General features: G+C 52.9%; 13 protein-coding genes. 7 read left to right on the forward strand and 6 right to left on the reverse strand.

The window, feature by feature from the left end:
• The first annotated feature begins 40 nt into the window (after window positions 1-40).
• The 5 genes from ACXAH8_RS08040 to ACXAH8_RS08060 all read left to right on the forward strand — a co-directional run bounded on the left by ACXAH8_RS08040 (window position 41) and on the right by ACXAH8_RS08060 (window position 4,856).
• Window positions 41-712, forward strand: coding sequence for a c-type cytochrome (locus tag ACXAH8_RS08040; protein WP_475217571.1), 672 nt, complete (start codon window positions 41-43; stop codon window positions 710-712).
• 24 nt (window positions 713-736) lie between these two features.
• On the forward strand, window positions 737-1,999 hold the full coding sequence (locus ACXAH8_RS08045; RefSeq protein ID WP_170471074.1) for an NAD(P)/FAD-dependent oxidoreductase: 1,263 nt from the start codon (window positions 737-739) through the stop codon (window positions 1,997-1,999).
• Window positions 2,000-2,079: 80 nt separating this feature from the next.
• Window positions 2,080-2,514 carry a DUF302 domain-containing protein gene (locus ACXAH8_RS08050; protein ID WP_425085469.1) on the forward strand — a complete coding sequence of 145 codons (435 nt, stop codon included), beginning with the start codon at window positions 2,080-2,082 and terminating at the stop codon, window positions 2,512-2,514.
• Window position 2,515: 1 nt separating this feature from the next.
• The gene (gene hemA / locus ACXAH8_RS08055; protein WP_475217415.1) at window positions 2,516-3,739 is read left to right on the forward strand and encodes a 5-aminolevulinate synthase; all 1,224 of its coding nucleotides are present in this window, start codon (window positions 2,516-2,518) and stop codon (window positions 3,737-3,739) included.
• A gap of 58 nt (window positions 3,740-3,797) precedes the next feature.
• The gene (locus ACXAH8_RS08060) at window positions 3,798-4,856 is read left to right on the forward strand and encodes a YeeE/YedE family protein (protein ID WP_475217417.1); all 1,059 of its coding nucleotides are present in this window, start codon (window positions 3,798-3,800) and stop codon (window positions 4,854-4,856) included.
• Window position 4,857: 1 nt separating this feature from the next.
• On the opposite strand, the gene ACXAH8_RS08065 is transcribed toward ACXAH8_RS08060, so the two are convergent.
• A complete protein-coding gene (locus tag ACXAH8_RS08065; protein WP_475217419.1) occupies window positions 4,858-5,802 on the reverse strand; it encodes an MBL fold metallo-hydrolase in 945 nt (314 codons plus the stop codon).
• Window positions 5,802-6,599, reverse strand: coding sequence for an MBL fold metallo-hydrolase (locus ACXAH8_RS08070; protein WP_475217421.1), 798 nt, complete (start codon window positions 6,597-6,599; stop codon window positions 5,802-5,804). The genes ACXAH8_RS08065 and ACXAH8_RS08070 overlap by 1 nt, the downstream gene beginning before the upstream one ends.
• Window positions 6,600-7,660: 1,061 nt before the next feature.
• On the opposite strand from ACXAH8_RS08070, the gene ACXAH8_RS08075 reads away from it, so the two are divergent.
• Complete coding sequence (locus ACXAH8_RS08075; protein ID WP_475217423.1) at window positions 7,661-8,554, forward strand: YegS/Rv2252/BmrU family lipid kinase; 894 nt, start codon at window positions 7,661-7,663, stop codon at window positions 8,552-8,554.
• 124 nt (window positions 8,555-8,678) lie between these two features.
• On the opposite strand, the gene ACXAH8_RS08080 is transcribed toward ACXAH8_RS08075, so the two are convergent.
• The 4 genes from ACXAH8_RS08080 to ACXAH8_RS08095 form a co-directional block, all read right to left on the reverse strand.
• The gene (locus ACXAH8_RS08080; protein WP_475217425.1) at window positions 8,679-9,773 is read right to left on the reverse strand and encodes an AI-2E family transporter; all 1,095 of its coding nucleotides are present in this window, start codon (window positions 9,771-9,773) and stop codon (window positions 8,679-8,681) included.
• An 856-nt stretch (window positions 9,774-10,629) separates the two neighbouring features.
• Entirely contained in the window at window positions 10,630-11,208 is a 579-nt protein-coding gene (locus ACXAH8_RS08085) for a TetR/AcrR family transcriptional regulator (protein WP_475217427.1), read from the reverse strand.
• Complete coding sequence (locus tag ACXAH8_RS08090; protein WP_475217430.1) at window positions 11,205-11,744, reverse strand: dihydrofolate reductase family protein; 540 nt, start codon at window positions 11,742-11,744, stop codon at window positions 11,205-11,207. Before ACXAH8_RS08090 ends, ACXAH8_RS08085 begins: the two co-directional genes overlap by 4 nt.
• A 367-nt stretch (window positions 11,745-12,111) precedes the next feature.
• Entirely contained in the window at window positions 12,112-12,822 is a 711-nt protein-coding gene (locus ACXAH8_RS08095; protein WP_475217432.1) for a M48 family metalloprotease, read from the reverse strand.
• Between the two features lie 515 nt (window positions 12,823-13,337).
• On the opposite strand from ACXAH8_RS08095, the gene ACXAH8_RS08100 reads away from it, so the two are divergent.
• A complete protein-coding gene (locus ACXAH8_RS08100) occupies window positions 13,338-20,219 on the forward strand; it encodes a GAF domain-containing protein (RefSeq protein WP_475217434.1) in 6,882 nt (2,293 codons plus the stop codon).
• Window position 20,220: the final 1 nt, after the last annotated feature.

The following is a 20,220-nucleotide window of genomic DNA, read 5'->3' on the forward strand; positions in this document are numbered from 1 at the left end:
CATGCGGTGGTTGAACATTTTTTTGACCTGCGCGGCGGTTATGGTTGCTGTTGCTCCATCGACCCACGCAACAGAAGACCTCGGCGACGCCGAAGCCGGGAAAGAAGTGTTCGCCAAATGCAAAGGCTGCCATCAGGTGGGCGAAGGAGCCGAAAACAAAATCGGGCCGCATCTGAACGGTGTTTTTGGTCGGAAAGCCGCAGGTCTGGATGGTTTCAATTACTCAAAGAGCCTAGAGCGTGCGGGCAACTCGGGTCTGGAATGGCACGCTGATACTCTGTCCGCCTACATCGAAAACCCACGCGCATTTGCGTCAGGCACGCGGATGAGTTTTCCCGGTTTGAAAAACCCGGAAGACCGCGCCAACGTGATCGCCTATTTGCGGGCGTTTTCTGACAATCCTCAGGACATCCCGGAAGCGGACCCAACCGCGAAAGGCACGGATCATTCGATCGATCCCGCGATCCTGGCGATACAAGGAGATCCTGAGTACGGCGCATATCTCAGCAGCGAATGCACAACGTGTCACCAGATCGAAGGGGGCGATGAGGGCATTCCTTCGATTGTGTATTGGCCTGACGAAGACTTCGTGGTCGCCATGCACGCTTACAAGGACAAACAGCGGCCACATCCGGTCATGCAAATGATTGCCGGACGGCTGAGCAATGACGAGATCGCAGCATTGGCCGCCTACTTCAATAATCCAGAATGAAAGTGCCTAAGGGGAGGAAACGCGATGACACTCAATAGACGAGTATTTCTTGGAGCCGCCGGGGTAGTGGCCGCCGGACTATCTGCTCCGATGGTGCTGGCTCAAGGCAAGCCCCGCGTGGTGGTTGTTGGCGGTGGTGCGGGCGGTGCGACCGCCGCGCGTTACATCGCAAAGGACAGCAAAGGTGAGATTGACGTGACGCTGATAGAGCCGTCTCGGACCTACTACACCTGTTTCTTTTCAAACCTCTATCTGGGAGGTTTTCAGGAGCTTTCGGACATCGCCCACAGCTACGGCACGCTTGCCGCGAACTACGGTATCAACGTCGTGCATGATTGGGCCACTGGGGTCGACCGCGACGCAAAGACGGTGTCCTTGGCAGGTGGCGGGTCAGTTCCTTATGACAAGCTGATCCTCAGCCCCGGTATCGACTTTGTTGATGGCGCGGTCGAAGGCTGGGACCTCTCGGCCCAAAACAAGATGCCACATGCGTACAAGGCTGGTTCTCAGACTGAGCTTTTGAAAGCGCAGATCATGGCGATGCCCGAAGGTGGTACCTTCGCGATGGTCGCTCCTCCCAACCCGTACCGTTGCCCGCCCGGGCCGTATGAAAGGGTTTCGATGGTGGCGCACGTGCTGAAGGCAAACAACCCAACAGCAAAGATCATTGTAGCTGATCCGAAGCCGAAATTCTCGAAAATGGCATTGTTCCAAGAAGGCTGGGGAAACAACTATGAAGGAATGGTTGACTGGATCGGCGAAGACTTCGGCGGCGGAAATGTATCCGTGAATCCGGAAGCAATGACGGTGACCATCGACGGCGAAGAGACAAAGGTCGATGTTTGCAATGTGATACCGGCGATGAAAGCCGGTCGCATTGCGGAAATGGCGGGAGTGACCGATGGCAACTGGGCACCAGTAAACGCTGCGGACATGTCCTCCAAAGCCGATCCGGATATCTATGTTCTTGGTGATGCCAGCCAGCAGGGTGACATGCCGAAATCCGGTTTTTCGGCAAACAGCCAGGCGAAAGTATGTGCGAACGCAGTAAGAGGTGCGTTGACCGGGTCTAAAGTATTCCCGGCCAAGTTCTCGAATACATGCTGGTCGCTGATCGATACCGATGATGGCGTGAAGGTGGGTGCGACCTATGAGGCGACGCCTGAAAAGATCGCGAAAGTCGACGGCTTTATCAGCCAGACCGGTGAAGATGCCGACCTGAGGAAAGCGACTTACGAAGAGTCTCTTGGTTGGTACGCCGGTATCACTTCGGACATGTTCGGTTGAGGCATTCGGGGGCTTTGACCGGTGTCAAAGACCCTGATGATCAATCTGAGAAAATGCGGTTCAGGAGGAGGACTAAAACCATGAAACACTTTATCGCCGCAGCCGCGTTTTCCACTGTTCTGGCGAGCCAAGGGCTTGCAGAAGAGATCATCACTATCCCCTTCGACGGCAGTTTTGATGATGCAACGTTCGCCGTCGAGTCCGCGATTGTGGGACAGGGGCTGGTCATCGACTATGTGAGCCATGTTGGGGAAATGCTGAATCGAACAGGCGCAGATGTTGGCAGCGACAAGCAGATATTTGCGGCCGCAGATATCTTCATTTTCTGCTCGGCAAAAATTTCGCGTGAGGTCATGGAAGCCGACCCAATGAATATTGGCTTTTGCCCTTACGGGATATTTGTGGCTGAAGACGACAGTGGCGTGATGGTTGGGTACCGAAGCTACCCTGACGGGCCAATGCAAAAGGTCCAGTCTCTGTTGTCAGGAATCGTCGAAGAAGCCGTTGGGAACTGAAATGAACTATCAGCAGTTTTTTCGAAATCAACTCGACCAGCTTCAGGAGGAAGGGAACTACCGGGTCTTTCCGGATCTCGAAAGGCAGCGTGGCGCGTTCCCAACAGCGCGTAGCTACGCGGAAAATGGTCCCGAGAAAGTCACTGTGTGGTGCTCAAATGATTATCTAGGGATGGGTCAGCACCCCGGTGTTATTGCAGCAATGCACAAGGTGATCGATGAGGTTGGTGCCGGGGCGGGAGGAACGCGGAATATCTCTGGAACCACCCACCAGCATGTTTTGCTGGAACGAGAACTTGCTGACTTGCACGGCAAGGACGCTGCGCTCCTGTTTACCTCCGGGTACGTCTCGAACTGGGCTGCCTTGGGAACCTTGGCGTCTCGCATACCTGGCATCACAGTCTTGTCTGATGAGTTGAACCATGCCTCGATGATCGAGGGCATTCGCCACAGTCGGTGTCAGAAGCGTATCTGGAAACACAACGACGTGGCGGACCTTGAAAGGCACCTTGCTGAACTGCCTGCCAACGCACCGAAGCTCATTGCGTTTGAGAGCGTCTATTCCATGGATGGCGATATTGCACCAATTGCCGAGATCTGTGATCTGGCCGATCGCTACGGCGCGATGACCTATTTGGATGAGGTTCACGCCGTAGGGCTTTATGGCCCGCGCGGAGGCGGCATAGCTGAACGCGAAGGCCTGATGGATAGGATAACCGTCATCGAGGGGACATTGGGCAAAGCGTTCGGCGTAGTTGGTGGATACATCGCGGCGTCGAAAGAGCTTGTCGATTTTGTCCGGTCGTTTGCCAGTGGGTTTATCTTCACCACTGCGTTGCCTCCCGCCGTGGCCGCAGGAGCTGCCGCTTCGGTTCGGCACCTGAAGCAAAGCAATTCGGAACGACATCTACACCAGCAGCGCGTGCGCGAGGTGCGAGACAGGCTGGACGATTTGGGCATTCCGCATACACAGAACCCAAGTCACATTATTCCTGTGATGGTCGGCGATCCGGTCAAGTGTCGCTTCATCTCTGACGTACTGATGCGTGAATATGGAATTTACATCCAGCCGATCAACTATCCAACCGTCCCCAAGGGAACGGAACGTCTACGGATTACACCTTCGCCAGTGCATTCCACGGAAGACGTGGATCGACTGGTATCTGCCTTGGGTGAGTTGTGGACTCAATGCCAATTGGCGCGCAGGCCAATGGCTGCGCAGTGACAATGACAACTTGACCGAGGACATGGACGCGCAAGCAACGAAGTGAGAGTTTCTTTTGATGGAAAGGCTCATCGATTTGTTGGGAGACCCTGGCGCTTTGGCATTTGCCGGTGCGATTGTCGGTATCTTGTTCGGCGTGACAGCTCAGAAGTCTCACTTTTGTTTGCGAGCGTCGACCATCGAAGTCGCCGAAGGCGAGCTTGGTCCCCGCCTGGCGGTTTGGCTGATCGCCTTCACCGCTGCGCTCACCTTAGTACAGGCGTTTGTCGCGTTTGAGTGGTTAAACCTTTCTGAGACACGCGCGATCGCGTCGACGGGCAGCCTTAGCGGCGCAATAATTGGCGGGGCGATGTTCGGCGTTGGCATGGTTCTTGCGCGTGGGTGTGCATCTCGCCTATTGGTATTGGCCTCCTGCGGTAATCTGCGCGCGCTGATTACAGGATTGGTTTTAACCTTGGTGGCTCAGGCTGCTTACACGGGCGTTCTTAGTCCCGCCCGCGAATTGCTTTCCGGGATCTGGACTGTCTCAGGAGGCGCCTCGAGAGATCTTTCGGAAATACTTGGTTATTCGCCAGTGGCTTATACAGCCGTTGCAGCGTTGGGATTGGTGTCGGCAATTGCATTCGCATTCCACCGGAGAGTCGTGCCTGTCAGAATCATAACAGCCGCAGGCGTTGGCGTGGCTGTGGCGCTTGGCTGGATGATGACCTTTGCGATCGCGCAAGCATCTTTTGACGTCGTGCCCGTGTCGTCCATAACATTTACCGGACCGGCCACGGATACACTGATGGCGTTGGTCGCGAAGCAAAACGTCGTATTGTCCTTCGGTATCGGCCTCGTTCCAGGCGTAGCAATTGGTGCCGCAGGCGCGGCCTTAACTGCAGGGGAGTGGAAGATCGAACGTTTTGGCCCTGATACTCCGATGGAGCGCTACCTTGCTGGAGCTGTCCTCATGGGGTTTGGAGCGATGCTGGCCGGAGGTTGCGCCGTGGGAGCAGGGCTTTCCGGAGGGTCCGCCCTGTCATTGACGGCATGGCTTGCCGTTTTCTTCATGTGGGTTGGAGCGATCGGCACGCATAGGTTATTGAGGCGAACGCCAGTTCCTCAAACGTCCTGAGTCATTCGAATTCCATCTGCTCAAATACGCGCCCGGCATTTTTTGTCGCCAGTTCCTCAAACGTGTCCAAATGGGCATATGGTGACTGATCGACATAGTAAGCCTCAGCCAGATCGCCGCCAGCATCCATATGCTCTTGGATCTTGCCGCGCAGATAGATCAGGTAGTCGCGTGTATAGCGGCGCACCTGATCCATGTTTGTCGGATGACCGTGGCCGGGGATGACATATGTGGCTCCCAAAGCTTCGAACTCGTTGTCCCAAGTCTCAAGCCAATCCGCCGTGTAGGTCTCTTGAAAGATCGGCAGCATGCGCTCGTGAAACGCCATGTCACCCGCGATGACAAGGCTTTGGTTCGGCAGCCAAATCGAGATATCGCCGGGACTATGGGCCGGCCCGAGATATTTGGCCTCAATCCTGAAATCACCCATTTCAACCATGTATTCATCCTCGAATGTCTCGGTTGGGCCAGCCAGGAAGGTTCTTTCTGCCTTGTCCTGATTGTACCGTTGCATCCCTTCAAGTATCTGAGGGCCGTATTCCTCGAATTCAGCCGCAGCATCCGAATGGGCGATGATTGGAACGCCGAGGTCTGACCAGTAGGCGTTGCCAAGCATCGCATGCCCCTGACCATTCTCGTTGAAGACAAGCTTAACCGGCTGATCCGTGATCGCCTGAATTTCCTGGTGAAGCGCTTCGGCAAGCACGTAAGCCGCGCCGCCGTTTATGACGACCACGCCCTCCCCGGTAACTATGAAGCTGAGGTTGTTGTTGTGACCAGAGTTTTCGTAGGTCGGCGGTGCGGTTGCGCCTATGGCGGAATAGACGCCGGGGATGTACTCGACCGGTTTGGAATACAGCACACTTTTCGGATATTGGTCTGCAATATCCTCACTTGCCCAAGCTGGTGTGGCCAGGGTCAAGACAATCGCCAGCGATCGCATCATCATGGTTCTCCAATGAACTTATAAGCAGAGCCAGTCTTCTCGACCCGGCCGATCCCACCATTTGGCAGGTGGAACCCAATCATTTTCATTTGCTCGTGGGAAATCTGATCCAGCAGTGAGTTCCGAGCTGCTGCGGCCGCCTGTGGATCCTGATCCGTGCCGCTGTGCCAGTCGGGGCGTTCAAAAGCTACGTGTGGATTTCCCAACGCGTCGCCGACAACCATCACGGATTCACCACCGCTGCGAATTTCAAACGCCATGTGGCCGGGCGTGTGTCCAAAGGTTGCGCGTGCTGCAACACCGGGAAGAATCTCTTGTCCGTCGTCAAAAAACGCGACCTGATCCTCAATTGCCGCCATACGCCGCTTCGCGCCTACAGCGAACGCAGCGCGATCTTCTCCAATGGTATCCACCGTTGAGGGGTTCCACCAATAATCCCACTCATCGCGGCCAAAGTGATGCGTGGCGTTGGGGAAAAGAAGGTCATCGAAATCATCCAAAACGCCCCAGATGTGATCCGGGTGCGCATGGGTGAAGATCACGTGCGATATGTCTTCGGGCGACAGGTTGATAGTTTCAAGAGATTCCAGAAGCTTGCCAGATGTTGACATGAAATCGGGCCCGGCTCCCACATCGAACAGCACCGTGTTTTGACCATCTCGATAAAGTGCGACATTGCACTCTGGCTCGTACTTGGTCGCGTCCACTTTGTAGCTGTCCAGAAGCTGCCTGAGTTCTTCCTTCGGCATGGCGCCGAAGACCATTTCCGAAGGCAATGACAGGTACCCGTCTGACATAGTTGCAATCCGAGCCGAAGAACCGAGTTGTAGCTCTGCCCAAGCGATTTTGGACTGAACACCAAGTGCCGCGATACATGCGGCGTTGTGTAAGAAAGTACGTCGAGAAAATGAATTTCCGCCCATACACAATCAATAAAATGAATGTTTTAATTTGTAAATGAAGAAAGATGGAGAAGGATGGAGTTTCGCCAAGCTATCCCTAAACGGCAGGGCCTTGTAGCAACGCTGTTGGTTGCAACCCAAAGACGTCGATTCAAGGTTCGCGACCTCAGGCGTTTCCTGCATCAGTGAATCCATACTACTCTGTTGTCGAGACAGCTGATGAGATGATGAAGGAGTTCTTTGAGAAAAAGCCGGGACTCGAACAGAGGTTGCGTCGTCGGCTGCTCTGGCGGCACCCTCTTCTCAAGCTTCAAATGCGCCTCAAGCGCCGCTTCCAGTAGTTCTCCCAAACATATCCATTCTCCCATGCCTCGCTTGAAACGCGTGTTCCTTCTGAGCAGGGCACTGTTTGGTGTTACATGCGCGCACGGAAACTGAGGGTGCGTAGCTTTTGGGCTCGAGAGTTCAGATGCTAGGGATGACGGCACTGTATAGGCATTTGGGATCCCCGAAGCCTCGAGAAAATGCGCAAAATCATCTTTCTATGTTCAGGCTGTTCGGATGGAAAACTAGGGAAATGGGTTCGTTTGTGAATCTCGCAAAATGACTCTGTTTTCTCCCTTGGGAGTTCACGAGCGAGATTGAATCGCGAATTGTTTCGGGCAATCGGCGCGAATTTCTTTGGGCTGCTACACGCAAAATTTCTCAATGATTTTGAGAGGCGATGTGAACGCGTTAGCGGCATGCTCGTAGTATCAGGGAAGATCTTCGGATAGCTATTCACTGCCCGAAGAGGATCTTCACTATTAAGCTTCATATACTCCGAGATGCGGAGAAAGCTGACTATCGTCACTTAGGGGTTGGCCAGCACAAATAAGGTTTCAATTGCCTGAGTGCCTCTGCTTTTAGAATTTTAAAGAAGTTGCTCCAACATGCGAGAGCTTTATGCTGGAACCATGGCCAAACGTACCCTGCTAATTCTCAATAGGAAGTCCGCAGCAAGACCCGATCTGCGTTCTGCTGTCCGCCCATTGGAAAGAGAGCTTGGCATTAGGGTGTGTATTCCTTGGTCAGGAAAAGACTTGAGGAAGACCCTTCGAGAAGCCGTAGGCGATGGGGTAACCAGGGTGATCGCGGGCGGTGGTGACGGCACTTTGAACTCGGTCGCGAGTGCTGTTTTGAAGTTGAAAACAAAGTCGCCTGTCTCGCTAGGTCTTGTTCCCTTGGGGACAGCAAATGATTTCGCAAGGTCGTATGGTGATAAGGGTTTGGACTTGGCAACATCTGTTCGAGTTGCTGCATCAGGAGACGCGCGACCTATCGATGTCGGATACATAAACGGCAGTCCGTTTGTGAATGTTGCAAGCGGCGGTTTTGGAGCGATGATCACCGCAACAACTCCCAAGGAAATGAAGAAAAGACTGGGGGGACTCGCGTACACGCTGTTTGGGCTTGCTCGTTTATCTGATGCAAAATCCGTTCCCGCAAAAATCTCAATTGATGATGAAGACCCGTACGACGTTTCCATTTCCGCTATCGCGATTGCGAACAGCCGCTATGCAGGTGGCGGTTTTGACGTGGCGCCTGAAGCGGAAGTGTCCGACGGGTTGCTCGATTTAAGCGTGCTTTCCGCAGAACGTTTAATGCCAGAAAATCTGCCCTTTGGCAGGCTGCCGGATATCTCTGATCCCAAAGATGGTGTTGTGCAGCGCTCTCGTCTGAGGTCTATGGTTTTGGAAACGTCCCAGCCGTTTCATATGAATTTGGACGGAGAGCCGATGATCGATCAACGCTTTGAGGTTTCAATTAAACCAAATGCGCTGAACTTCGTTTTCCCAAGCGTTAAGTAGCTCGGGTTTCTCTTTGAACTCAAACTTCGCACGGTGTTTCGAACTATGTGCGGGGCTGTCTCATACATTCGACGGTAGAGTCAGGTAAAAAGCCGCCATCCAGTTTGGCGAGCGTCTCTCGCGCTTAGCTGTTCACTGCGTCAGTGTTGTTTATCTTCCCATCACCGGACATCAGTATCGCGATTGGCTGCGTAGATGGGATATTCGAAAGCACAATCATGATGCAAACGGTGATCGGGACGCTCATCAACGCTCCGGCAATGCCCCAGATCGCAGTCCAAAACGTGAGCGCCAAAATGACCATGAATGGCGACAAATTCAGGCTTTTCCCAAGTAGCATTGGCTCCAGGATATTGCCGACAGAGAATTGAACAGCGCCACAACCAATTAGAACCACAAGAAATGGCACGACTTCTTCAAACTGTACCAGTGCGACAATTGAAGGAAGCGCGACGCCCACGATGGAACCGACTGTCGGGATAAAGTTCAACAAAAACGCAAGAACCGCCCAGGTTTCAGAGAAGTCCAGGCCGACGGATGCCATCACTGCATAACTGCCCAAGCCAGTTAGTGCACTCACCAACGTTTTGATGCCAACATATCTTTGAATGCTGTCCGACGTGCTCTCAAGAACGCGGCGAACTTTTTCAGCGGCTTCCCTGTCTTTGATTGCGAGCTTGATTTTGGCGCGCATTGGAACACGTTCGACCAACATGAATGGCACGTAGAGCAGCACCGGGAAAAAAGCGCTTAGGAATGCCCCTGCAGAGCCGATCACTCCTGTCGCGAGTCCAGCCAGGTTGATCTGCTCCAAGGCTTTGATCGCGGCTGCATAGTTGTCTTGCCCAACCAGTGATACCAGCTTTGCGACTATGCTAGAAAACCGTTCCTCATAGCGCGGAAACGCTTCCGAAACCTCGCCGGCTTGACTGGATAGTATCGACAACACAAGCGAGAGTCCTATCAACACGATTGAAATTGCGGCTAAATGGGCAAGCCACTTCGGGACGGTGCCGCCAAATATATTGAATCTGCCAATGCGATCCGCAGTCGCGGTGAGAAGAACGAACAGGAGAGCGGCAAAAGACAGGGGAACCAGCACAGAGGAGGCGAGGACTAGCGACGCTATGGTCAAGAACACAAGGACGACCAACTGATACCAGAACGTGAGTCCCAAGAAACCTGATGAAGGATCTTGATGATGCATACCCTTTTTCATTGTAGGCTCCCTACAGGACTGAGCGTTGTCCAGCCGCTTTCTGAAATGATAGTTTATTTGCTCGCCTTGGTCGTGACTTGGCAAGTGGCTCTGGTACTTCTCTCTAGCGCGAATAGCTGAGATTTTTAGATGATGGCCCTCATTTCGTTGCCTTGAACTGGCCGTTGATCAGAAACCTTAGGCTGCAAGATTATCAGAAATAGTCTTGTTTCAGCCTCCTTTTGAGATCGGATGTCGGATGGGTCGCTTTTGGCTCGGTTCTGTCATCTGAGCACCTTTGTCGGGTGCCCGCAAAGCGACTGAAACTGGGCTCTCAAAACCGGTCAGCACCTCGGCAGCGTCTGTATAGACGTCCCGCTGACCGCTTGTGCAGGAACCCGTCTGACAGCCACGAACTCGCGCGGCAGCTTTCCGCCGTCGACATCGCCCGCCGGTTCTACAACGACGCCGGCATTCTCGCGGTTTCACCTAAGATGGCGCAGCGTGGCTTCGACTTTACGACTGTCGCTAACGGCGTGTACAACCTTGTCGACAATGACGGCTTCCATTTTTCCGTTTTCTAAGGGCTTGGAATGGATGGACCCGACAAGGGCGAATTCGTGCAAAATACGTTGCTCGTGCATTGAGACATTCATTGGGAAGTCTCGATTGTACGAAAGCAAAACAGAAAGGACACTCAGCATCGCGCGTGACTGTGCTCGTCAATGTTGGTGTTCCTGAATTTGGATCGCCAAGAACAGGTGTTAGACCCGGGTCTCTTTCACAAATCTCCTTTGTGCGAGGCGCTCTGCCTCAAACGTTTGGCGAACGTAGGCGTTCAAGCGAGACCGGTCAAAATCACAAAGAATTGAATGCCTCATTTTGAACGGCCGTGCGCACCGCCGATCGCGCGCGCCAGTACCCAATCAATACCTCGAAAAAAGTCATCGATTGTTAACGGGTTGTTTTTGCCGCTTGACGCAGAGAGGACAAAACCATGTGTGTAGTCGATAAGAAGATGCAAAAGCACATCGTTTTCGTCACCATCGTCAATTTCCCGCGTGCATGCCCGCAGCTTATCTGTGACGTCCAAGAGATCTTTGCTGATGAGCGTGACGTCTTCCAGAACTGCACGCAGTAGGTTGGCATTCGGCAAAGCTCGAAGATAGTAGGCACTCAGTATGCTACGCGCTTTTGCGCTGGCTCCTTCTTCAACAGTGGCCTGAAGCGTGTTTACAAAGGCCAGTTCAACCAGGTCAGCCAGCAGCTTTCGCTTGCTGCCAGAATGGTAAGTTACCGCCATCGGCGTAACCTTTAGCTTATCCGCAAGCAACCGAAACGAAAGCGCATCGGCTCCCTGCTTTTGAACAATTGGCAGGGCTGTCTGCAGGATAAGCTGTTTCGACAGACGTTCCTTGGACTTTTTTGGTCGCCCGACAGTTGGTGCTTTGGTCATATGCTTTTCACTTCGTAAACCAGATCGACCATACCCGATGGAAAGTGTGTGGCAGAGATCAGTTCAAGATCAATATCGCCATCCGTTGCACCGAAAATGCGAATGCCATCACCTAGTAGAATAGGAACCAAAGTAATCTTCATGTCTTGTACAAATCCGGCCTTAAGGAACGACCGAATGATCGCACCGCCATCGACATATACGCGGTTGTAACCGCGCTCGCGAAAGATTCCCCATATCTCTTCGGGGCTGGCAGTGGAGAACTCAATTTTGTCGTGTAGATTTTCAGGTACGTCCTGTTTCGTCATGGAGCGGCTGAGTACCACGACGGGTTTCTCATATGGCCATTGACCAAATCCAAGGACGGTTCGCAGTGATCCGGTCCCCATAACAAGAGCATCTACGCTGTTCATAAACTCGATGAACCCGTGATCTTCGTTATCAGCGGGCTGTTTATTCAGCCAATCGAGCGAATGGTCTTTTCTTGCAACGAAACCGTCGAGGCTCATGGCCATCATGATGTGTCCGCTTGGCATGGCGTTCTCTTTTTCTCCTTAAATTATACATCGTATAAATACTTAAATAAATACCTGCAACTTGATCAGTCAAGATGCGACGCTCTAACGAAGAAAGGGGACATTTGCCTATTCAGTAACCCAAGTGAATTGGGTTCGGCGGGGAAATCCCGACGTTCCAAGAGTGACCGGTTTGTGCAAAAAGCCGCTTTAATGCACGATTTTATATTGCTGGCGCAGCATTTGTACGCGATCGCATCACGGCCATCGCCGCATCAAAGCGAGTGTCAGCGGGGCGACCTAGAGAACGTCGAATTAACTCGGGTTCGAAGCTCTCTTTAGCCGCGATCAGGCTTTGCGGCCCCGTGAAGACCGGAACTCAAAATGTTTAGCGACTGATCTGAGCCATTGTATCCTGCACCGCATAGTATCTTTGTGCGTTAGGAGGATGTGTCCCCAGAAAACGATCACCGGGATCAGGAACGCGCGCAAAGTAAAGCGCACCGTTGAGTGGATCATAGCCAGCTTTGTAGGCTATTACCGTGCCTAGTCGATCAGCTTCCAATTCAAAGTTTTTTGAATAGCTGCGACTGCCCACAAAGGCTCCGAGATCTTGTGCTGCAGCAATGTCATTCGGCCCAGTCCCCGCAATTGTTGCCAGACCTGCCAAAAGTACCGCACCAGCCGCTGCATTTTGGGCCTGTTGGGCCAAATGCCCTTGAATGTGGTGAGCGGCTTCATGCGCCATAACAAATGCAAGCTCATCGGCATTGTTCACATCTCGCGTCAGTGCTTGGGTCATTGTTATGACAGGGCGTCCTGACTTGCTTAAACTCTGATACGCGTTTGAGGGCGCATTTTTGTTTGGATCAATTCGGATCAAAAAATCGCAATTCACGCCCCGAGTTTGGCGGCGACACTCGTTTTCAGCAACGGGCTCAATTCGAGAAGCAACCTGCTGAAATCTAGCTTGTGCCTGTTGTGAATTGACCTGGGCACTTGTGAGACCGGGATTTGGGATGGGTGCCGATGGCGGAGGCGCGGTTGAAACGCATCCCGCCAACAAAAATGCAACCAATACCGAGGCGACCCGCTTCATACCTAAGCCTTCCTACCTTTTTGGAGATCCTAAATAGAGCCCTCAGGCGTCGATAAACCAACGCCGATACCCGAATCTTAAGGCCTGCAAAAATTGATATTCAATAACAGAGGAGGTTTGCTGTAGCCGCACCCGATTCCGATGCGACCAAAATAGTAGGCAACGCAAATGGCCTTGAATCAAAGGACCGCGGCTGCCCCTCGGGTACTAAATTATTCCATCTATTGGTATCTTTCGCTCACTTTATCGTAGCTATCTTAACTGGATAGAAAAATGCACCAGTCAGAAGAGGCTGCTTAGTCGCGGATACGATCCAGAAAGAAACTCTGTGACTTCTATTGTATGCCCTCTAAACTCCGGTCTTGTGTGTTTCATTAGTTTGCGTGGGGGCACGAACGCAGGTGGGTGGAAAGAAGGCATCAACAAAGACTGCTGACTCAGCGTCGTCATCTTCGCAAAGCTCTGGGCTCAGCGCGGATGATCAGCAGGCTCGGTTCGAAGCCACCGCGCGGGTTATGCAAGCGATCTCTGAGACCAAGGACGACATCCAGCCAGTATGCGACCTGATTGTAACGCTGGCAAAAGATCTCTGTGATGCCTTCTTTGCCGGTCTGGTGCTCGGGCAAGAAGGGGATGCTCGTCAGCAACTGGTTGCAAGTGTCAATTTACACCCGGATATTCAGCAGCTCTGGCGCGATGGCAAATACACGATGGAGCCAGGCAACTCCATTGTGACTGACACTATTCTCAGCGGTAAGACAAAACGTGTTGTCGATATGGGCGACACCGATTATCACAAATCGGGCGATGAGCGCTTTAAGCTCATTGTCGACACGCATGGGTGCCGGAGCAATCTCTTTGTTCCATTGAAAGTGGGTGGCAGTGCAATCGGATGCCTGATGTTGGCACGGGATGAGGTGCGACCTTATTCCGACGATCAGGTCCAGCTGGTTGAAACTTTCGCCGCGCAAGCGGTCATCGCAATTGAAAATGTTCGCCAGTTTAGTGAGTTGCAGGTGCGTCTGGCGCGTGAAGGTGCCACGCGTGATGTTCTGGAGACGATCAGTCGGTCTCGGGATGATGAAGCGCCGGTATTTAAGACGATCTTGGAAAACACGGCCCGGCTTTGCGAAACAGATGTAGCCACGTTGAGCCTGCTAAATGAGGCAGGAACGCATTTGGAATACGCCGCCCATTTTGGTGATCAATTGGCGACATATAAGGTCGGCGTGGATCGCTGGTCTCTGGACTCAAATTTACAAATTGCCGAGTCCGTGCGGGAAGCGCGCGTCATTCACAACGTCGATTTGCGCGAGACAGAACACTACATCAACGGGGATCCCTGGCGCCGGCAACTGGTTGATGAGGAAGGTGTTCGTTCGTTTCTAACGGTTCCTTTGATGTCAGCAAATGGTGACCCCGTAGGTGTCATCGGGATCTACCGGCGCGAAGTGCGACCCTTTTCCGATGACGAGATTTCTTTGGTCGAGAGCTTTGCCGCGCAAGCCGTCATTGCCCTCGATAACACACGTCAAATGAAAGAGCTGCACACTCAGCTAGAACGCCAAGCGGCGACGCAGGAGGTTCTAAGTGTTATCAGCAAAAGCCGGGACAATGACGCACGAGTCTTTGAAGCCGTGCTTCAGCAGGCCACTGAAATCTGTGACGCAGATCAGGCGGCGCTGGTTTTGGTCAACGCTGCGGGAACCCACATTCAATTGGCCGGTGCATGGGGGCATGATAGGACCGACGTCGAATTGGGGGAAGAGTGGCCTCTTGATGGGTCGGTCACGGCGGCGGCTGCGATACGAAATTGCAAGGTTGTACGCGTCGAGGACATCGCCGACACAGAGTTCTACCGCTCGGGTGATCCTACTGCTGTTACAATGGTCGAGGTCGAAGGCATCAGGTCACGGGTCGTTGTGCCCCTGATGCAGGGGGAACAGGCGATAGGTGCTATTGCGGTTAGCCGGCGCGAAGTGCGCCCGTTTTCTGATCCCGACGTGCAATTCATCGAAGAGTTCGCCAAACACGCAGTCATAGCGATAGAAAACACGCGCCAGTTTCGAGAGGTTCAGGAACGACTGGAGCGTGAAAAAGCATCGCGAGAAATCCTCGAGGTCATCAGCCGTAGCCGCGACGACGAAAGACCTGTGTTCCAAAGCATTCTCGAAAACTCCAGCCGTTTGTGCAAAGCCCCGCTCGCGTTTTTATGTGTCGCTGATAATGAACGCGGGCTCGCAACGATCCCGGCCAATATCGGCGCAAGAACCGACTTTGACGAAGCGCTCAAAAACTTTGTCGAGCCGCTGACACGCACGGAATTAATTGCGATCAAACCAATGATCGATGGCGAGGTCATTCGCCAGGACGATATCGCGGACGATCCCCTGTACTTCCGGGATCGTGACCCGAAACGGGTTCAGATGGTTGAGATTGAAGGAGCCCGCTCGGTTCTGGCAGTTCCGTTGATGAAGGATGGCGTGGGTCTCGGTGTAATTGTCCTATACCGCCGTGAAGTTGCACCTTTCTCAGACGACGACGTGGCACTGGTTCAAACCTTCGCGGCTCAAGCCGTGATCGCAATGGAGAACGTCCGCCAGTTCCGCGAAGTCCAGGATCGCACGGCGGAAGTGACGCAGGCGTTGGAATACCAGACCTCTACATCTGAAGTGCTGCGGGTGATTTCGGCGTCACCAAATGAGTTGGCCCCTGTTCTCGACGCTATCCTCAAAGAAGCTTCTCGCATCTGCGAATTGCAGGATGCCTATGTTGCGATGCTGAACCCCGACGATCAGCTTTTTCATGTTCATGCGATACTCACGCAGGACACGACCTTTGCCGATTATGTCAGAGCGCATCCTATTTCGCCTGATGAAAGCGGTGTAAGCGGGCGAGCCATTCTGTCGAAACGCACTGTCTATATCGAAGATATTGAAACCGAGACCTCTTATACTTGGATAAAAGACAGCGGCGTCGGGGAATATCGGTCCGTGCTCGGGGTCCCATTGGTTAAGAATGGCGAGGTCGTAGGTGTGATTTCGGTCGGATCAATCGAGGTTTCGGGATTTTCCACCAAACAGATTCAGTTATTAGAAACCTTTGCCGACCAAGCCACTATCGCCATTACGAATGCCAACCTGTTCCGGGAAGTGGAGGAACGCACTGCCGAAGTCGTGCAGTCACTAGAATACCAGACTGCCACGTCAGAGGTTTTAGATGTCATCTCTCGCTCGCCCAACGATCTTCCACGTGTGCTGGATGCAATCCTGGAAGTTTCCTCACGTATCTGCGACCCAGAGTATGCATTCTTCGCAATGCGGGATGCTGACGATGGGTTGTACCGTGTGGCCATGTCCCACAACGTGAGCGATGCGTTTCTTAACTATTTGTCAGACAACCCCATTGCTCCAGAGGAAGGCTCGTGCATCGGCCGCACGGCTCTTCACGGCAAGACTGTTTACATAAAAGATACGAGTAAGGATCCAACTTACACATGGAAGGTGGCGGCGGAGATCGGTGATTACCTCACCACCCTCGGCGTCCCTTTAGTCAGTGACGGCGTGACAGTTGGAGTTATTGTCATGGCCCACCGGAAGCCCGGGGCGTTTAGTGAAGAACAGGTCAACCTGTTAGAGACATTCGCATCCCAGGCTGTGATAGCCATAAACAACACCCGGTTGTTCAAAGAAGTGCAGGCACGCACCGCGGAAGTTGAAGAAGCGCTCGACTATCAAACGGCGACGTCAGAAGTACTGGGAGTGATCTCACGCTCGCCAAATGAACTTGATCCAGTTCTCAAAGCTATTTTGCAAGTGGCGGTTCGCATCTGCAAACCCGAAGCGTCTTACGTCGCACTTCTAAACGAAGAAACCGGAATTTATGACGTTGCTGCGACCCATAATTCCGCCGCAGCTCACAACGACATCATAAACCGTCAGGTGTTCGTTCCAGACAAGGGCACAACCACGGGACGCGTCGCGCTAACAGGCAAAACGGTGTACATTGAAGATTTTGAGCACGACCCGGATTATGCTTGGAAAGAAGAAGCACTGGGTGCCGGATTTCGTTCATCTTTGGGGGTTCCGCTCGTAAAGGATGGGGTTACCCTCGGCGTGATTTCACTTGCTCATTCGAAAATTGGGGCGTTCTCAGACAAGCAGATAGCCTTGGTTGAAACATTCGCCTCGCAAGCGGTCATTGCACTTGGAAATGCGCATCTATTCGACGAGGTGACAGCCCGAACGGCGGAAGTTGAGGAATCGTTAGAGTATCAAAAAGCCACAAACGAAGTGCTCGAAGTTATTTCCCGGTCTCCTGACGCGCTAGAGCCTGTACTGGAAGCATTGCTGGCCGTTTCGTCCCGCATTTGCCGCCTACAGGATGCCTTCGTGGCGCTTAAGACACCCGAAGATGGAAAGTACCATTATTTTGCCGGACACAATGTATCGGCCAAATTCGCGGATTTTCTAAAGGTGCATCCGTTTGAACCCGGGGAAACATCAGCCACAGCACGTGCGCTTTTGCATGGAAGGGCTGACTATGTTGAAGATACGCAAGCTGACACCAATTATGATCCGCTGCTCAAGTCCAATCTCGAAGGCTATCGATCTGTTCTTTCCGTGCCACTGATCCGTGATGGTGACACAATTGGTGTTATCAGCATGGGGAGCCGAACAGCGGCCGCTTTTGACGAAAAACAAATCAAGCAAATGGAGACCTTCGCGTCTCAGGCAATAATCGCAATTCAGAACTCGCAACTCTTCAACGAAACGCAGACCGCACTCGCGCGCCAAACCGCAAGCGCGGACGTCTTAAGAGTAATCTCTGAATCCCCAACAGATACCAAGCCGGTTTTTGAAAAGATTGTCGGACTAGCGACAACCCTCATTGATTGCGACCTGTCGATTGCCATTCAGGCGAACAAGACTGAACTTTGGCAAATCGCCGCCGCGACACCCGATGGCGTCGAAGAAATCACATGGACCGAGCGCCTGCCAATTGATCCCGAAGACAATTTGCCGTCCAAGGCAATCAAGAACGGCAAGACCTTGCATTTGCCCGAATGGCGATACGATGAGCTACCCCCACGCGATCAGGAGATCATACGCAGGAAAGGGTTCAAGTCTTCGCTGACGGTGCCTCTGATGCGCGGGACAGAATGTTTCGGTGCCTTGGTATTCATCCGAAAAACTGCCAAAGTTTTCAGCGAAGATGAGGTCGCCATTGCCGAGTCCTTCGCCGATCAGGCCATCATCGCGCTGGAAAACGTTCGCCTGTTTAATGAAACGCAATCTTCCCTGGCACGTCAGACTGCGAGTGCGGACATTCTGCGGGTGATCAGCCAATCTCCTGACGACATCAAGCCAGTCTTCGAGGCAATCGCAGAAGCCGGTGTGCGGTTGGTTTCCTCAGATATGGTTGCGGTCATGACCGCTCAAGGTAACACGTTCGAGGTGCTCGCGCGGGTGAGTGCAGACGGTGTTGCCACCCTTGAAGGAAACCAGAGTTTCCCTATCGACCCGGATCCGATGTCCAGTTTTCCCGCTCAGGTTCTTCATGAGAAGAAGATGCTCCACCTTCCGGATTGGGATACGCTCGAACTCTCGCCGTTCGAGCAGATTACGTATGATCGTCATGGTGTTCGCGCGGCCCTGTTGCTGCCACTAATAAAAGGCAAGGCGTGTCTGGGTGTGTTGGTGTTCGCTCGGAAAACAGCTGGCGCCTTTACCAAAGATGAGATCGACCTCGCCTACTCGTTTGCAGACCAGGCGGTAATTGCCATCGAGAATGTTCGTCTATTCCGCGAGGCCGAAGAGGCGCGAAAAGTTGCTGAAGAAGCAAACGAAGCAAAAAGCGCCTTCCTGGCGACGATGTCCCACGAAATTCGAACGCCAATGAATGCCGTTATCGGGATGAGCGGGCTGTTGATGGACACGGAGTTGGATGCAGAACAAAGCGACTACGCCAATACGATCCGCGATAGCGGCGATGCGCTTTTAGGTATCATCAACGAGATCCTCGATTTCTCGAAAATTGAGGCCGGACAAATGGACATCGAAAACCATCCGTTTGACCTGCGCGAATGCGTAGAAAGCGCGCTCGATTTAATCAGCGGCAAGGCTGCCGAGAAACAACTCGATCTGGCCTATGAGTTCGACGACTCGCTACCGCTGGCGATTAGCGCCGATCTAACGAGATTGCGGCAGATTCTACTAAACCTTCTTTCCAACGCAGTGAAGTTTACCGAAAGCGGCGAAGTGGTTCTGTCTGTTGAACAATCTGCCAAGGTACAGGGAATGCTCGAACTGACGTTCAAAGTCCGAGACACCGGAATTGGCCTGTCCAAGAAAGGCATGAGTCGATTGTTTCAGTCTTTCAGTCAGGCAGATAGTTCAACGACTAGGAAATATGGCGGCACTGGTTTGGGTCTTGCAATCTCGAAACGTCTTGCGGAACTCATGGGCGGGACCATGTGGGCTGAAAGCGATGGCGAGGGGAGCGGTTCCACCTTTGTTTTCAAGATCCAGGCAAAACCTGCGAAACCAGTAAAGCCGTCTTCACGCAATCTCGTCGGCGTTCAGCCTGAACTCGAAGGGAAGCGAATTTTGATGGTGGACGACAATGCCACCAATCGTAAAATCCTGTCTCTTCAAACCGAGAAATGGGGCACGCAGACCACGACCTGTGAATCTCCGCCAGAGGCGCTGAGCATACTAGAAGAAAGCGTCGAGTTCGATTTGGCCATTCTCGACATGCATATGCCCGAAATGGATGGAGAAGAGCTTGCGAAAAAGGTTCGCGCCAAGAAGCCGGGTTTGCCACTCATCCTTTTCAGTTCACTTGGTCCGCGAGATATAGACCTGGAAGATGGGCTCTTCGCCGCCAACCTCGCCAAACCTTTGCGCCAATCCCATTTGTTCGACACCCTAGTCACACTGTTCGCGACTGAAAAGGTGCGCGTAAAGCCGTCCAAAACACAGGACAAACCTCAAACAGATCCGGATATGGCGACGCGACATCCGCTGCGCATTTTGCTGGCTGAGGATAATTTGGTGAACCAGAAACTTGCACTCCGACTGCTCGAGCAGATGGGCTATCGCGCGGATTTGGCCAGCAACGGTGCTGAGGCGGTCGAAAGCGTCAACCGGCAAACATACGATGTCGTTTTCATGGATGTGCAAATGCCCGAGATGGATGGTCTTGAAGCGTCTCGCCGTATCAACAAAGCGCATTCGGATGGAAGTCGTCCTCGCATTATCGCGATGACCGCGAACGCAATGCAGGGGGACCGTGAGATGTGCCTGGAAGCAGGGATGGACGACTATATCACCAAACCAATCCGCGTACCTGTCCTAATTGAAGCCCTGTTAAATTCCCCAAGAATAAGAAGGTGAT

This window comes from Ruegeria sp. ABV3_008 (genome assembly GCF_056161185.1).

What these genes read in the sequence shown, in the direction of transcription:
- ACXAH8_RS08040 (WP_475217571.1), top strand. Translation starts at nt 41, where the DNA reads ATGGTTGCTGTTGCTCCATCGACCCACGCAACAGAAGACCTCGGCGAC.
- ACXAH8_RS08045 (WP_170471074.1), top strand. Translation starts at nt 737, where the DNA reads ATGACACTCAATAGACGAGTATTTCTTGGAGCCGCCGGGGTAGTGGCC.
- ACXAH8_RS08050 (WP_425085469.1), top strand. Translation starts at nt 2,080, where the DNA reads ATGAAACACTTTATCGCCGCAGCCGCGTTTTCCACTGTTCTGGCGAGC.
- hemA (WP_475217415.1), top strand. Translation starts at nt 2,516, where the DNA reads ATGAACTATCAGCAGTTTTTTCGAAATCAACTCGACCAGCTTCAGGAG.
- ACXAH8_RS08060 (WP_475217417.1), top strand. Translation starts at nt 3,798, where the DNA reads ATGGAAAGGCTCATCGATTTGTTGGGAGACCCTGGCGCTTTGGCATTT.
- ACXAH8_RS08065 (WP_475217419.1), bottom strand. Translation starts at nt 5,802, where the DNA reads ATGATGCGATCGCTGGCGATTGTCTTGACCCTGGCCACACCAGCTTGG.
- ACXAH8_RS08070 (WP_475217421.1), bottom strand. Translation starts at nt 6,599, where the DNA reads ATGTCAGACGGGTACCTGTCATTGCCTTCGGAAATGGTCTTCGGCGCC.
- ACXAH8_RS08075 (WP_475217423.1), top strand. Translation starts at nt 7,661, where the DNA reads ATGGCCAAACGTACCCTGCTAATTCTCAATAGGAAGTCCGCAGCAAGA.
- ACXAH8_RS08080 (WP_475217425.1), bottom strand. Translation starts at nt 9,773, where the DNA reads ATGAAAAAGGGTATGCATCATCAAGATCCTTCATCAGGTTTCTTGGGA.
- ACXAH8_RS08085 (WP_475217427.1), bottom strand. Translation starts at nt 11,208, where the DNA reads ATGACCAAAGCACCAACTGTCGGGCGACCAAAAAAGTCCAAGGAACGT.
- ACXAH8_RS08090 (WP_475217430.1), bottom strand. Translation starts at nt 11,744, where the DNA reads ATGCCAAGCGGACACATCATGATGGCCATGAGCCTCGACGGTTTCGTT.
- ACXAH8_RS08095 (WP_475217432.1), bottom strand. Translation starts at nt 12,822, where the DNA reads ATGAAGCGGGTCGCCTCGGTATTGGTTGCATTTTTGTTGGCGGGATGC.
- ACXAH8_RS08100 (WP_475217434.1), top strand. Translation starts at nt 13,338, where the DNA reads ATGCAAGCGATCTCTGAGACCAAGGACGACATCCAGCCAGTATGCGAC.